Below are 14,192 nucleotides of genomic sequence, written 5' to 3'. Positions count from 1 at the left end.
ACAGCACTGACATCACCGGGCAGGCCAGCCGTTCGGCATGCATCCTTGCAGGTCGAGGGTTTGCTGGACCATCACCGGGGCCGAAGCCCCGGCGGCCGGGCAGGCCTGGTGCGGGCGGCCGAGCAGGTGACCGACCTCATGGTTCACGAGGTACTGGCGGTAGGCGGTGAGGGTGCCGCCGGCCGTCAGGAAGGCCTCGGCGCCCTGCGACCAGCGTTCCGCGTTGAGCACCGCGCGCCCGGCGGTCCCGCACGAGACCTCGCCGAGGGTGCGCAGCGGGTAGCACAGCGCGTCGGTGAGAGCGCCGGAGGCGAGCACCACCCGCAGGTCCGCCGCGCCGCCGGTGCGGGCGAAGGAGACGGACCCGTCGTGGCCCCAGCCCCGCTCGTCGTTCAGGACGGCCAGCGCGAAATCCGCGAAGGCGACGCCATCGACCGGAAGTCCGTCCTCGACCTCCACGCGCACACTCATCACCCGGGCGGCCGGGCGAGGCGCGTCGACGGAGCCCGCGACGACGACGAGCCGGCCGGACGCGGTGTCGGGAATGTCCGTCCCGGTCAGCCCAGCCCGGGCCCGCTCGGCGCGCAGCACCTGCTCCACGCTCGTGCGCAGCCACGGCAGCGCCAGCTTTGCGCGGGCGGCCCCGGTCCCGGTCCCGGACGCGGCGTCGGTCCCGGACGCGGCGTCGGTGCGGGACGTGGCGTCGGTCCCGGACGGTGTCGCACTCATCGCCGCCACGGAGCTCGCTACCGCCTCCGGCGCGGCGCTCGCCGGTACGGCGACGCCGACGGTGAGCGCCCCGATCGCGAGCACGCCGAAAATGGCACGAAGAGGAGGCACGGCACCCATCTTTTCACGCGCGGGCCCCAGCGCCGGACACCGCGGGTCGAGGCCGGGGGTGAGCCGTCACCCTGGGCGGTGTGCGGGTGTGCCGCGCCGCGCCGTCCGGGTCCGACGACCTACGATGGGCGCAGCACAGCCGTCACCGACCGAGCATGTCAGCCCAGGAGTCGACGCGGCCCACCGTCCAGAAGGAGAAACCTGTGGAGATCACCATCGGCGTCCGGAACGTCTCGCGCGAGATCACCCTGGAGTCCACCCAGAGCGCGGACGAGGTGCTCGCCGCCGTCGACAAGGCGCTCTCGGACAACTCCAACCTGGTGCTGCAGGACGAGAAGGGCCGGCACGTGGTGGTCCCCGCGGCAGCGCTCGGGTACGTGGAGGTCGGCCCCTCCGAGCAGCGTCGGGTGGGCTTCGGTCTGCTCTGAGCTCAGGCCGTCAGGCCTAGCCGGTCCATCCGCCGGGCGTGCCCAGAAGTGAGCTGGTTGCGCACCCGGCCGGCGGCGTCCGCCTCGCCACCCTCGGGGAGGGCGCCGAGCAGCCCGGGGTGCTCCTCGAGCGCGCGCTGGACGATGCCGAGCGCCTCACCGACCACCCGCCGTCCCCACAGCGCCAGGCGCGCCTTGAGCTGGGGGTCCGCGGCGGCCACCGGGCCCACCGTCGCCACCACGTAGTCGGCGTACCCGTTGTCGGCGAGGATCTCCTCGACCACCGCCCGCAGCGTCTTGTCCAGGTCGGCGGAGAGCGCGCGCTGCAGGTCCGCGAGCATGCCGTACGCCACGTACGTCTTCATGAGCCGCTCCCACCAGTCGCCGGGCGCCGTGCGGCGGTCCAGGTCGCCCAGGAGGTCCGCGAACCGTGCGGTGGTGTCATAGAAGTCCGCGCCCAGCTCGCGAGCCAGGCGCTCGAGCTCGTCCAGGTGGGCGAGCTCACCGGCGGCCATCCGGGAGATCGTCACCTGGCCGGGCAGGTCCGGGGCGTGCTCGGCGTCCTTGGCGAGCCGCGTGAACGCCGCCAGCTGGATCGAGGAGTACAGGCCGAGCAGGTCGGCGACGGCGGCGGCATGGCTGGGCTCGGACATGGGGCCAGGTTAGACGGGGAATACGCCGGTCCGCGGTCCGGGCACCTTGCCCGTGGTCGTCGGCGACCGTCGCTCGCGACGACGCACCGTGGAGTCGCCGACACGGCGCGGATGTACGGGGATCACGACACATCTACGCGGGAATGTGCCGCGTGAGCGTTTCCACGCCGTCCCGCCCCCATATTTCTTGCCCAACACGCTACCCTGGACCGGTACACGGTTGCCCGGTCGTCTCGTAGAAACCTGAGCCTGAGCCGCACACAGCGGCACGACATGATCACGATCGGCTGCCACGAGCAGGTGGCACGGCCCCTGCGCCCCGGCTGTTCGACGGCCGGGAGGCGCCCGTGCCGCCACGAACGACAAGGCACAGCTGCACATGACCGATCTCAACACCGGTGTGCTCGAGGACGTCGAGCACCTCACCCTGCCCGTCGTGGACGAGGCCACCCCCGACATCACCGACGACGGCGCCACCGCCAACCTCGAGGAGATGTCCTTCGCGGACTACGGCGTCTCCGCCGAGATCGTCGACGCACTCCGTGACGTCGGCATCACCCACCCGTTCGCGATCCAGGCGCTCACGCTGCCGGTGGCCCTGCGCCGTCAGGACATCATCGGCCAGGCCAAGACCGGCACGGGCAAGACACTCGGCTTCGGCATCCCGCTCCTCCAGCACCTCGTCGCCCCCGGCGAGGACGGCTACGACGAGCTCGCCTCCCCCGGCAAGCCGCAGGCCCTCGTCATCGTGCCCACCCGCGAGCTGGCCAAGCAGGTGGCCGAGGACCTCGCCGCCGCCTCACGCCGTCGCGCCGTCCGGGTGGTCCAGGTCTACGGCGGCCGCGCGTACGAGCCGCAGATCGAGGCGCTCTCCAGGGGCGCCGAGGTCGTCGTCGGCACGCCCGGCCGCATGATCGACCTGCTCAAGCAGCGCATCCTCGACCTCTCCCACGTCCGCACGGTCGTCCTCGACGAGGCGGACGAGATGCTCGACCTGGGCTTCCTGCCCGACGTCGAGACGCTGCTCGCGGGCACGCCGGCCAGCCGCCACACCATGCTGTTCTCGGCCACCATGCCCGGCGCCGTCGTCGCGATGGCACGCCGCTACATGTCCCGCCCCACGCACATCCGCGCCCAGGACCCCGACGACCAGGGCGCGACGGTGAAGAACACCCGGCAGGTGGTCTACCGCGCCCACGCCCTGAACAAGGTCGAGATGCTCGCCCGCATCCTCCAGGCGGAGGGCCGCGGCCTGACCATCGTCTTCACCCGCACCAAGCGCACCGCCGCCCGGGTGGCCGAGGACCTCGCCGAGCGCGGCTTCGCCTCCGCCGCCATCCACGGCGACCTCGGTCAGGGCGCGCGTGAGCAGGCGCTGCGCGCCTTCCGCTCGGGCAAGGTCGACGTGCTGGTCGCCACCGACGTCGCCGCGCGCGGCATCGATGTCGACGACGTCACGCATGTGGTCAACTACCAGTGCCCCGAGGACGAGAAGATCTACCTCCACCGCATCGGCCGCACCGGCCGCGCGGGCAACACCGGCACCGCCGTGACGTTCGTCGACTGGGACGACATGCCGCGCTGGTCGCTGATCAACAGGCAGCTGAACCTCGGCGCCGACGACCCGGTGGAGACGTACCACACCTCCGCGCACCTGTATGCGGACCTGAACATCCCGGAGGGCACCACCGGCCGCCTCCCCCGTGGCGCGCGCACGCGCGCCGGGCTGGACGCCGAGGAGCTCGAGGACCTCGGCGAGACCGGCAAGCGACACGGGGGCGCCCGCGACGGCGGCGCCCGGACCGCCGGCGGCCACGGCCGCGCCGGCCGCGAGACGGCCCGCACCCACGAGGGGGGCCGGGGTCGCGCAGGCGCCCGCGAGGGACACGAGCACGTCGAGGACGCCGAGCGGCCGCCCCGCAACCGGCGCCGGCGGCGCACCCGCGGCGGCAAGTCCGCGGAGGGCACCGCGCAAGCCTGACCCGCACCTGACGCGTTCCTCGCGTACGACCACTGCTCACCGAACGGGCCCGGCAGCACCTGCTGCCGGGCCCGATCTGGTCAGAACTCCAGGTCGATGAACGCGAACACCGCGTCGACCATGAGCTGCATGGCGATGGCCGCCAGCAGCAGGCCGGCGATGCGAGTGACCAGGGTGGTCCCGCCGTCGCCGAGGACCCGGTGGATCACACCGGCGAAACGCATCGACGCCCACAACACCAGGTGGATCCCGACCAGGGCGAGCCCGATGGCCGCCCAGCCGGCCACGGAGTCCCCGCCCTCCTGGACGGCGAGCATGGCGGCGACGATCGCGCCGGGCCCGGCCAGCAGCGGGGTGCCCAGCGGCACCAGCGCCACGTTGACCCCGCTGCCGGAGGGCTGGGGCTCCTCGGCCTTGCCGGTGAGCAGCTCCATGGCGACGAGCAGGAGCAGGAGCCCGCCGGCCAGCTGCAGGGCGGGCACGGAGATGTGCAGGAAGTCGAGGATGTACTGACCGAAGAGGGTGAAGGCGAGGATCACCCCGAAGGCGACGACGGTGGCCTGGCGCGCGGCCGTGCGCCGCTGTCGCGCCGTCATCGTCGAGGTCAGCGCGAGGAACACCGGCACCGTGCCGGGCGGGTCCATGATGACGAACAGCGTGGTGAAAGTGGTCGCCAGCAGGGTCAGGTCGATCAGGTCGGTCACGGGCGGACCACGGGCAGGAAGCCCTCGTTATCGATCATCTCCAGCACCTCCGGGCTGGTGGTGTGCTCCCCGAGGCGGTTCGGCTTGCCGGCCCCGTGGTAGTCGCTGGACCCGGTCCGCGCCAGGCCCAGGCGCGCGGCCAGAGCCTCGAGCTCGCTGATCGCGCCGGCGGTGTGGTCGCGGTGGTCGATCTCGAGGCCGGCCAGCCCGGCGTCGGCCATCTTCGCGACGACGGAGTCGGGTACCACCCGGCCGCGCACGGCCGCGCGGGGATGGGCCATGACGGGCACCCCGCCCGCCGCCCGGACGAGCCCGACCGCGTGGACGACGTCGGGCGCGTGGTACGGCACGTAGTAGGGGCCCCGGACGGACAGGATCGTCTCGAAGCACGTGCTGCGGTCCGGCATGACCCCGGCGGCGACCAGCGCGTCGGCGATGTGCGGGCGGCCAACGGTGGCGCCGTCGGCCAGCTGCTCCTCGACCTGCGCCCAGCTGATCGGGTAGTCCCGGGCGATGCGCTCGACCATGACCCGGGCACGGTCCTGCCGGGAGCTGCGCGCCCGCCGCATCTCCGCGGTGACGGCCGCGTCGGCGGGGTCGTGCAGGTAGCTGAGCAGGTGCACGGTGATCCCGCGCCACTGGCAGGACAGCTCCGCGCCGCGCACCAGGGCCACTCCGGTCTCGGCGACGGCGTCCGCCGCCTCGGCCCAGCCACCCACCGTGTCGTGGTCGGTCAGCGCGACGACGTCGAGACCCGCGGCCGCGGCGGCCCGCATCACCTCGGCCGGGGTGTCCGTGCCGTCGGAGGTGGCGGAATGCACATGGGGGTCGATGCGCACCGTCTCACCTGCTGACACCGGGCCAGCGTACGGCCTGGGGACGCTCGGCCCGTACACACGACGCTCGGCGCCCGGGCCCGGTGTCAGGGCGCGGTGAGAGCATGGACGCATGAGTGAAGCGCAGAACGATACTTCCGAGCAGGCCCTCACCGAGCGTGGCAGCAACCGCTCCCAGCGCCCCACCAGCCAGGCGTTCCGGGCCTTCATCGCGGACGGGTGGGGCCCGCGGCCGGACGGGTTGCCCGAACGTTCCCCGGCTGCGGACCACGCGGCGGAGCGGCGCGCCGCGATCGGTGCCCAGTTCCCCACGGACCGGCTGGTCGTCCCCGCCGGGCAGCTCGTCACCCGCAACAACGACAACGACTACCGGTTCCGCCCGCACTCCGCCTTCGCGCACCTCACGGGCATGGGCACCGACGAGGAGCCCGACGCCGTGCTCGTCCTGCACCCGCTGGACGCCCAGGCCGGCGGCCCGGACGTCCCCACCCACGAGGCTGTGCTGTACTTCCGGCCGCGCGCCGGCCGGGACACCGAGGAGTTCTACGCCGACTCGCGCTACGGCGAGCTGTGGGTGGGCGTGCGGCCCTCCCTGGCCGAGGTCGCCGCCCAGACCGGGCTGCGCACCGAGCACATCGACTCCCTCACCGACGCCCTCGCGAAGGACGCCGGGCAGATCCAGCTGCGGGTGGTGCGCTCCGCCGACGCCGCCGTGGAGGCTCGGGTGACGGCCGTTCGCGAGCAGAGCGGCCTGAGCGCCGGCGCGGACGAGGCGGACACCGCCCTGGCCGAGGCGCTCTCCGAGCTGCGGCTGCGCAAGGACCCCTACGAGATCGCGCAGATGCGCGAGGCGGTCGCCGCCACCGCCCGCGGCTTCGAGGACATCGTGCGCAACCTGCCGCGCGCCGTCGAGCACCCGCGCGGGGAGCGGGTGATCGAGGGGGTGTTCGGCGCCCGGGCCCGCGAGGAGGGCAACGGCGTGGGCTACGAGACCATCGCCGCCGCCGGGAACCACGCGAACACGCTGCACTGGATCATCAACGACGGGCCGGTCCGCCCGGGCCAGCTGGTGCTCATCGACGCCGGGGTGGAGGTGGACAGCCTGTACACGGCGGACGTCACCCGGACCATCCCGGTCGACGGTGTCTTCACCGCCGCCCAGCGCAAGGTCTACGAGGCGGTCCTCGAGGCGGCCGACGCGTCGTTCGCGCGCGCCGGGCGGCCGGGCGTGATCTTCCGCGACCTGCATGCCGCCGCGATGGAGGTGCTGGCCACCCGGCTGGCCGAGTGGGGCATGCTGCCGGGCACGGCGGAGGAGTCCCTCGACCCCGAGGGCCAGTACCACCGCCGCTGGATGGTGCACGGCACCAGCCACCACCTGGGCCTCGACGTGCACGACTGTGCCCAGGCCCGCCGGGAGATGTACCTCGACGGCGAGCTGACCCCGGGGATGATCTTCACGATCGAGCCGGGCCTGTACTTCCGCGAGGACGATCTGAAGGTGCCCGAGGAGCTGCGCGGGATGGCGGTGCGGATCGAGGACGACATCCTGGTCCACGAGGACGGCTCGGTGGAGAACCTCTCGGCCGCGCTGCCGCGCCGGCCGGACGAGATCGAGGCGTGGATGGCCGGCCTGCGGGGCTGACCGCCCCGCACCCGCACTCCCCGCACCCGCCCTGCAGCGAGATGTCATCTTCTCCGCGACATGTCGTGACATGTCGCGGAGAAGATGACGGGCGGTCTCACGGGAGGCGGAGGCCCGCGGGTCAGGAGTCCTCGGGCACGTCCAGCTCACGGGCCGGCGCGGAGGTGGCGCCGTCGAGGTGCGTGCGGGCGAAGGCGAGGGATTCCGCCAGCGCGGTCCGCCGCCCGACGCCGGACATCTTGCGGGTGTTGACCTCGACCACCACCGAGCCGGTGAACCGCTGCGCCGCGAGCATCTGCAGCACCTCCGCGCACGGCTGGTCGCCCCGGCCGGGCACCATGTGGTCGTCCATGAACGTGTTCGTGCCGTCCGCCAGGTGCAGGTGGGCCAGGCGCGGGAAGAGCTCGTCCGCCATGGCCAGCGCGGCGTCGCGGTCCAGTCCGGCAGTGGCGGTGTGCGAGAGGTCCAGGGTCACCGAGCGGTAGTCCTGCTCGAGCGGGTCCCAGCCCGGCAGGTAGGCCTGCATGGTGCGCTCACGCTTGGAGGTCCGGGCCCGCCACGGGAACATGTTCTCCACTGCCAGCCGCATGCCGTCGAGGCGTTCGCGCTCGGCGATGGCGCCGACGAAGTGTTCGGCATAGCCCCGTTGCCACCGGAACGGCGGGTGCACGACCACCACGTCGGCGCCGACGGCGTGGGCCAGCTCGGTGGACCGGTCGATCTTGTCCCAGGGGTCCTTGCCCCACACCCCCTGGGTGAGCAGGAGCGTGGGCGCGTGGATGGCCAGCACCGGCAGGCCGAACTCCTCGCGCAGGTGCCGCAGGCGGATGGCGTCCTGACTGTCCGGGTCCCGCAGCACCATCACCTCGACACCGTCGTAGCCGAGGTCCTGCGCGAGGGCGAACGTCTCCTCGACGCCGCCGGGGTACACCGAGGAGGTCGACAGCCCGACCGGGATCGTCACGCTCAGCGGTCCGCGTCCTCGCCCGCCCTGGCCGGGCGGTCGTCGTCGCCCCCACCGGCGGGCGGCGGGGCCGGGTCCTCGAGGTCCTCCAGCCGCAGACCGTACCGGGGCCGCCCGTCGGCCGGCGCCGCCGCGCTCGCGCCCGGCACACCGGGCCGATCAGCGGGCCGCTCTCCGGCCGGTGCCGGCACGGTCCGCGGTTCTCCCGAGGGCGCACCAGCCGCGCCAGGCGCCGCGTAGGGGTTGTCCGGCAGCCGGACGGGCGGGACCTGCTGACCGGTGGGCGGGGTGGTCCGGTGCCGCCCGCCGCGGCCGGCGGCCGTCAGGAGCTGGCGGGCCTCGCCGGCGTGCTCGGGCGCGCACACGAGGGAGTAGCGCGAGGCGACCACCTGGCTCGCGGACGTGAAGTCGCGCTTGCCGCCGGTCAGCGAGTAGGAGACCACGGCGAACAGGATGCCGAAGGCGGCGCCGATGAGGAGGCCGGCCAGCAGCGGGAAGGTCGAGCCGTCGGGCATGAACAGCCAGTACACGACCGTGATCATCAGCCCGAACCACGCACCGCTCATCGCGCCGGCCCCGGCCACCCGGGCGTAGGTCAGCCGGCCCGTGATGCGCTCGACAAGGCGCAGGTCGGTGCCGACGATCGTCACCTGCCGCACCTCGAACGCCTGGTCCGAGAGGTGGTCCACCGCCTGCTGGGCCTCCAGGTAGGTCGAGTAGGAGGCGATCTCCACCCCGGTGGGCATCGTCGGGACCCGGGCGTCGCCCTGTCTGCGCATCATGGCCATGCCCCGATCTTCCTCTCCCGGGCCTCCGGGCGCCAAGGCGGCTCCCCGGGCGCCGCACCGGGCTGCCGCACGGGGGGCCTTAGGCTGACGCCCGTGAGCACCACCACCCGGAGCAGCGCCCCGCCCAGCCGCGTCTACGTCGCGCGTCTGGTGGGCACCGCCGTCTTCGACCCCCTGGGCGACCAGGTGGGCCGGGTGCACGACGTCGTCGTCCTCATCCGGCCCAAGGGCACCCCCCGCGCCGTCGGGCTGGTCGTCGAGGTGCCGGGCAAGCGCCGCGTCTTCCTCCCCCTCACCCGGGTGACCAGCATCGACGGCGGCGCCGTGATCACCACCGGCCTCGTCAACATCCGCCGCTTCCAGCGGCGGGCGACCGAGACCCTCGTGGTGGCCGAGCTGCTGGACCGGCAGGTCACGCTGCGCGACGGCGGCACCGCAGCCGTCGTGGAGGACCTCGCCATCGAGCAGCAGCGCAACCGCGACTGGCACGTCACCAAGCTGTTCGTGCGCCGCGCGAGTGGCCGCACCGGCCTCGGCCTGCGGCGCGGCGAGGCACGCGTGGTCGACATCGAGGACATCACCGGGCTGGGACTCTCTCCCGCCCAGCAGGGGGCGACCGCCCTGCTGGCCACCCTCGAGGACTTCAAGCCAGCGGACATCGCCGACGTGCTGCGCGATCTGCCTGACGCCCGCCGGCTGGAGGTGGCCGCCGCGCTCGACGACGAGCGCCTCGCGGACGTGCTCGAGGAGCTCGGCGACGAGGACCGGGTCTCGATCGTCTCCGGCCTGGACCTGGAGCGGGCGGCCGACGTGCTTGACGCCATGCAGCCCGACGACGCCGCGGACCTCATCTCTGAGCTGCCCAGCCAGACCGCCAGCCTGCTGCTGGAGCGCATGGAGCCGGACGAGGCCGAGGACGTGCGCCGCCTGCTCGCCTACGACGAGCACACCGCCGGCGGCCTGATGACCACCGAGCCTCTGATCTTGCCGCCCGAGGCCACCGTGGCGACGGCGCTCGCGCACGCCCGCCGCGAGGACGTCACGCCGGCGCTCGCGGCGATGGTGTTCGTGGTGCGCCCGCCGTTGGAGACCCCGACCGGGAAGCTGCTGGGCGTGGTCCACCTGCAGCACGCGCTGCGCGAGCCCCCGCACCAGCTCATCGGCTCGCTGATGGACAAGGATGTCGAGGCGCTGGCGCCCGAGGACAAGATCGGCAAGGTGACCCGCCTGCTGGCGACCTACAACCTCACCGCCCTGCCGGTGGTGGACGAGGGCGGCCGCCTGCTCGGCGCCGTCTCGGTCGACGACGTCCTCGACCACCTCCTGCCCGACGACTGGCGCGACGCCGACGAGGACGTCACCGATGAGGCGATGACCAGGAGCGCCCATGGCTGAGCGCCTCGACACCCCGCTGGAGGCCAGGCGCCGCTGGTTCCACCGCCGCTCCAAGGACCCGGACCGGTTCGGCCGTCTCTCGGAGGGCGTGGCCCGCTTTCTCGGCACGCCGCGCTTCCTCATCTACCTGACGATCTTCTGCGCGGTGTGGATGCTGTGGAACACCCTGGCTCCGGTGCCGCTGCGGTTCGACTCGGCGGCGCTGGGCTTCACGGCGCTGACGCTCATGCTCTCGCTGCAGGCGTCCTACTCCTCCCCGCTGATCCTGCTCGCGCAGAACCGGCAGGTGAACCGTGACCGGGTCTCCGCCGAGCAGGACCGCCAGCGGGCCGAGCGGAACCTGGCCGACACCGAGTACGTCGCCCGCGAGCTGGCCGCCCTGCGCCTGGCCCTGAACGACGTCGCCACCCGCGACTTCGTCCGGTCCGAGCTGCGCGGGCTGCTGGAGGACATCGTCGAGGAGCGTGAAGAACGCATCCGCGACCTCGAGCGTGACCTCGCCGGCATGCAGGAGGACCGGGCGCGTGAGCAAGACCACGGTCAGGGGCCGTAGGACCGCCGCCTACCATGGAGGCATGAGCGCACCCACCGTCGAGGCCGTCCGGGCCGAGCTCGGCAATGTCATGGACCCCGAGATCCGCCGTCCGATCACCGAGCTGAACATGGTGCGGTCGGTGGACGTCGGCACGGGCGGGCAGGTCGTCGTCGGGGTGGACCTGACCACCGCCGGGTGCCCGCTCAAGGACACCATCACGCGCGACGTCACCCGCGTCGTCGGCGCCATGGACGGCGTCGCCGAGGTCCGGGTCGACCTGGGCGTCATGACCGACGAGCAGCGCAAGGACCTGCGCACCATGCTGCGCGGCGGCGTCGCCGAGCCGGTGATCCCCTTCGCCCAGCCCGGCTCGCTGACCCGCGTGTACGCGATCACGTCCGGCAAGGGTGGGGTCGGCAAGTCCTCGGTGACGGCGAACCTCGCCGCCGCGATGGCCGCCGACGGGCTCAAGGTCGGCGTGGTCGACGCCGACATCTACGGCTTCTCCATCCCCCGCATGCTGGGCGTGGAGCACCCGCCGACCAAGGTCGACGACATGATCCTGCCCCCGGTGGCCAAGGACGTGAAGGTCATCTCCATCGGCATGTTCACCCCGAACGGGCGGCCGGTGGTGTGGCGCGGCCCGATGCTGCACCGCGCGCTGCAGCAGTTCCTCGCCGACGTCTTCTGGGGTGACCTCGACGTGCTCCTGCTGGACCTGCCGCCCGGCACCGGCGACGTCGCCATCTCGGTGGCGCAGATGCTGCCCAACTCCGAGGTGCTCGTGGTCACCACCCCGCAGGTGGCGGCCGCCGAGGTGGCCCAGCGCGCCGGCATCATCGCCGAGCAGACCCACCAGCACGTGGTCGGCGTCATCGAGAACATGTCCTGGCTGGAGCAGCCGGACGGCTCCCGCGTGGAGATCTTCGGCACCGGGGGCGGCGAGCGGGTCGCCGCCGAGCTCAGCACCGCGCTCGGCTACGAGGTGCCGCTGCTCGCCCAGATCCCGCTCCAGCAGTCGCTGCGCGAGGCGGGTGACAGCGGGGTGCCGCTGGTCCTGCACGAGGACGACGGCGGCGCCGGGCAGGCCCTGCGCGGCGTCGCCCGCGCGCTCTCCCACCGCGCGCGTGGCCTGGCCGGCCGGTCCCTGGGCATCAGCCCCGTGGGTCGCTGACCGACACCACGTCCGACGACGAGGCCCGGCGCCGTGCGGCGCCGGGCCTCGTCACGTCCAGGACTGGCCGCCTCAGGTGGCCTCGTCGTCGAAGGGCACCACGTAGGTCTCCACCTGGGTGTGCCCGTCACCGGCCGCGGCCGCGGTCGAGCCCGACGGGCCGTACGTCCGGGCGACGATCTCGGCGGGGCTGATCGGGACCTGCTCGCCCGGCGTCGCGGCGGCCGGCCCGACCGTTGCCGGCGCCGGTGGCACGACGCCGGCCCCGGCTGCCGGGCCCGCCGCAGGTGCTGCCGACCCCGGTGCAGCGGTTGCGGATGCGTGCGCCGAGGGCGCGCCCGTGGCGGCTGCGGCCGCAGCTCCCGCGGCGGCCGCTGCGGCGGGCCGGCGCCGGGCGGCGGGTGGCCGGGGCGTGGCGCGCGGCGGCTCGTCCTCCTCCATCAGCGCCTCGCGGACGATGCGCCGGGGGTCATACTGGCGGGGGTCGAACTTCGCCAGCTCGTCGAACTCGGGACCGAGCTCGTCGCGGACCTTGTCCTTGGCGCCGGTCGCGAGCTTCTTGAGCTCGCGGGTGAGCCGCCCCAGCTGCTGCGCGAGATTGGGGAGCCGTTCGGGCCCGATGAGCAGGAAGGCGAGGACGAGCAGCACGACCAGCTCGCCACCGGAGATCCCCATCACCTGCCAAGGATAAGCCGCGCGACCCGCCGCCCCTGCCACGCGAAGGTCCTAGCCGGTCAGCTGGTCTCCTCACCGAGCACGACCGTCACGTGGCGCTCGTCACCGTCCCGGCGCACCTCGAGGTCCACCTGGTCGCCCGGGGCACGCGACCGGATCGCGACAATGAGCTCGTCCGGGTCGGTCACCGGACGGCCGTCGATGCTGAGGATGACGTCGCCGGGCCGGATACCGGCATCGTCGCCTGGCCCGCCCGGGGTGACCGCGGCCTGGCCGGCCTGGTCGTCGGTGAGCACCTGTACGCCCTCCCCGTTGTACCGGGTGTCGAGGGCGACCCCGATGACGGGGAACGTTGCCCGACCGTCGGCGATGAGCTGCTCGGCGGTGCGCCGCACCTGGTCCGACGGGATCGCGAAGCCGAGCCCGATGCTGCCGGTGGCCTGCGGGGTGCCGGAGGCCTGCGCGATGGCGGTGTTGATGCCCACCACCTGGCCGGCGGCGTCGACGAGCGGGCCGCCGGAGTTCCCCGGGTTGATCGCGGCGTCGGTCTGGATGGCGTTGATGAACGTCGACGCCGCACCGCCGCCGGCGCGCACCGGCCGGTTGAGCGCGCTGATGATGCCGGTGGTCACGGTGCCCTCGAGGCCGAGCGGGGCGCCGACGGCGATCACCGGGTCCCCCACCGCGACGGCGTCGGAGTCGGCGAGCACCAGGGGCTGGAGGCCGGTCCGGTCGACCTTGAGCACGGCGAGGTCGTAGTCGGCGGTGCGGCCGACGATCTTCGCCTCCTCCTCGCCGCCGTCGGAGAAGATCACCACGACCTGCCCGTTCTCGGCGGCGAGCTCGATGACGTGGTTGTTGGTGACGACGTAGCCGTCCTCGCGCAGCACCATGCCGGTGCCCGAGCTGCCCTGGGTGCCGTCGGTGGCCTGGACGTAGACGGTGGACGGCAGGACGGCCGCCGCGATGCCCGCGACGGAGTCGGGCGCCCGGTTCACGTCCGCCGCCGAGGAGACCGGCAGCGTCGACGGGGCGGCCGCCCGCCCGACGCCGAAGATCGCCCGGGCGCCCAGGCCGCCCAGGAGAAGCCCCGCGAGCAGGGCGACGAGGACCAGCAGCACGACGACGCCGGCGGCGACGCCGCGACGGTGGGGGTCGGGTCGTTGCGGGCGGGGGAACAGGTCGGCGACGCCGCCCGTCGTGGCCGGCGCGGCATAGGGGTGCCGCCCGCCGGAGCTGTGGGGTGCGAACGGGTCGACCGCGCCGTGCATGACGGGCGAACGGAACCCGTGGGTCTCCCCGGACGGCTGGGCGAACCCGTGGGTCTCCCCGGACGGCTGGGCGAACCCGTGAGCCGCACCAGCGGCAGACGGATCGGCGAAAGCAGGTGGCGCCGTGCCGACGGCGGGAGGGGTCGCCGTCGGGAGCGGCGCACCGGCCGAGCCGATTCCCCTCTCGTCCCCGGGTGTGGGCCGGCCGACCTCGCGAGCGGAGGGCTCCCGGGACGCCGGGGAGGCCGTGCGACGCCGGAGGCGGGCGAAAAGGCGGGGGCGGCGCGGCCCCGGGGCTGCGCC

General features: G+C 73.7%; 14 protein-coding genes. 6 read left to right on the top strand and 8 right to left on the bottom strand.

All coding sequences use genetic code 11. The annotated features are described in order from the left end of the window. Positions 1–12: 12 nt before the first annotated feature. The gene (locus FE374_RS05055; RefSeq protein ID WP_230978461.1) at positions 13–840 is read right to left on the bottom strand and encodes a DUF3152 domain-containing protein; all 828 of its coding nucleotides are present in this window, start codon (positions 838–840) and stop codon (positions 13–15) included. Positions 841–1,043: 203 nt separating this feature from the next. Here FE374_RS05055 and FE374_RS05050 point away from each other — a divergent pair, with 203 nt between their 5' ends. Beyond that, positions 1,044–1,268: a DUF3107 domain-containing protein gene (locus tag FE374_RS05050; RefSeq protein WP_139927523.1), complete on the top strand. Its 225-nt coding sequence runs from the start codon at positions 1,044–1,046 to the stop codon at positions 1,266–1,268. Between the two features lie 2 nt (positions 1,269–1,270). Here FE374_RS05050 and FE374_RS05045 read toward each other — a convergent pair whose 3' ends face one another. Next, entirely contained in the window at positions 1,271–1,921 is a 651-nt protein-coding gene (locus FE374_RS05045; protein WP_139927522.1) for a ferritin-like fold-containing protein, read from the bottom strand. A 379-nt stretch (positions 1,922–2,300) separates the two neighbouring features. Between FE374_RS05045 and FE374_RS05040 the strand changes: the two genes are divergently transcribed. Next, positions 2,301–3,902 carry a DEAD/DEAH box helicase gene (locus tag FE374_RS05040; RefSeq protein WP_139927521.1) on the top strand — a complete coding sequence of 534 codons (1,602 nt, stop codon included), beginning with the start codon at positions 2,301–2,303 and terminating at the stop codon, positions 3,900–3,902. Between the two features lie 80 nt (positions 3,903–3,982). On the opposite strand, the gene FE374_RS05035 is transcribed toward FE374_RS05040, so the two are convergent. Together FE374_RS05035 and FE374_RS05030 are read right to left on the bottom strand one after the other, a co-directional pair. Then, positions 3,983–4,606 carry a MarC family protein gene (locus tag FE374_RS05035; protein ID WP_139927520.1) on the bottom strand — a complete coding sequence of 208 codons (624 nt, stop codon included), beginning with the start codon at positions 4,604–4,606 and terminating at the stop codon, positions 3,983–3,985. After that, positions 4,603–5,445, bottom strand: a complete 843-nt coding sequence (locus FE374_RS05030; RefSeq protein ID WP_139931371.1) for a PHP domain-containing protein — start codon at positions 5,443–5,445, stop codon at positions 4,603–4,605. Before FE374_RS05030 ends, FE374_RS05035 begins: the two co-directional genes overlap by 4 nt. A gap of 109 nt (positions 5,446–5,554) precedes the next feature. On the opposite strand from FE374_RS05030, the gene FE374_RS05025 reads away from it, so the two are divergent. Next, positions 5,555–7,087: an aminopeptidase P family protein gene (locus FE374_RS05025; protein ID WP_139927519.1), complete on the top strand. Its 1,533-nt coding sequence runs from the start codon at positions 5,555–5,557 to the stop codon at positions 7,085–7,087. Positions 7,088–7,208: 121 nt separating this feature from the next. On the opposite strand, the gene FE374_RS05020 is transcribed toward FE374_RS05025, so the two are convergent. Together FE374_RS05020 and FE374_RS05015 are read right to left on the bottom strand one after the other, a co-directional pair. Continuing rightward, on the bottom strand, positions 7,209–8,051 hold the full coding sequence (locus FE374_RS05020) for a sugar phosphate isomerase/epimerase family protein (RefSeq protein WP_139927518.1): 843 nt from the start codon (positions 8,049–8,051) through the stop codon (positions 7,209–7,211). A gap of 2 nt (positions 8,052–8,053) precedes the next feature. Continuing rightward, the gene (locus FE374_RS05015; protein ID WP_230978460.1) at positions 8,054–8,839 is read right to left on the bottom strand and encodes a general stress protein; all 786 of its coding nucleotides are present in this window, start codon (positions 8,837–8,839) and stop codon (positions 8,054–8,056) included. Between the two features lie 93 nt (positions 8,840–8,932). Here FE374_RS05015 and FE374_RS05010 point away from each other — a divergent pair, with 93 nt between their 5' ends. From FE374_RS05010 to FE374_RS05000, 3 genes are read left to right on the top strand one after another with little or no spacing between them, the layout of a single operon-like run. After that, positions 8,933–10,234, top strand: a complete 1,302-nt coding sequence (locus FE374_RS05010; RefSeq protein ID WP_223173648.1) for a magnesium transporter MgtE N-terminal domain-containing protein — start codon at positions 8,933–8,935, stop codon at positions 10,232–10,234. Next, a complete protein-coding gene (locus FE374_RS05005) occupies positions 10,227–10,787 on the top strand; it encodes a DUF1003 domain-containing protein (protein WP_139927517.1) in 561 nt (186 codons plus the stop codon). The genes FE374_RS05010 and FE374_RS05005 overlap by 8 nt, the downstream gene beginning before the upstream one ends. A gap of 22 nt (positions 10,788–10,809) precedes the next feature. Beyond that, entirely contained in the window at positions 10,810–11,943 is a 1,134-nt protein-coding gene (locus FE374_RS05000; RefSeq protein ID WP_139927516.1) for an Mrp/NBP35 family ATP-binding protein, read from the top strand. Positions 11,944–12,015: 72 nt separating this feature from the next. Here FE374_RS05000 and FE374_RS19495 read toward each other — a convergent pair whose 3' ends face one another. Together FE374_RS19495 and FE374_RS19490 are read right to left on the bottom strand one after the other, a co-directional pair. Next, positions 12,016–12,618, bottom strand: a complete 603-nt coding sequence (locus FE374_RS19495; RefSeq protein ID WP_230978543.1) for a twin-arginine translocase TatA/TatE family subunit — start codon at positions 12,616–12,618, stop codon at positions 12,016–12,018. A 59-nt stretch (positions 12,619–12,677) separates the two neighbouring features. After that, positions 12,678–13,889: a S1C family serine protease gene (locus tag FE374_RS19490; RefSeq protein WP_223173647.1), complete on the bottom strand. Its 1,212-nt coding sequence runs from the start codon at positions 13,887–13,889 to the stop codon at positions 12,678–12,680. Positions 13,890–14,192: the final 303 nt, after the last annotated feature.

Source organism: Georgenia yuyongxinii (genome assembly GCF_006352065.1).
Lineage (GTDB): Bacteria > Actinomycetota > Actinomycetes > Actinomycetales > Actinomycetaceae > Georgenia > Georgenia yuyongxinii.
The sequence above is the reverse complement of the archived record's forward strand: the minus strand, read 5'-3'. Positions and strand labels throughout refer to the sequence as shown.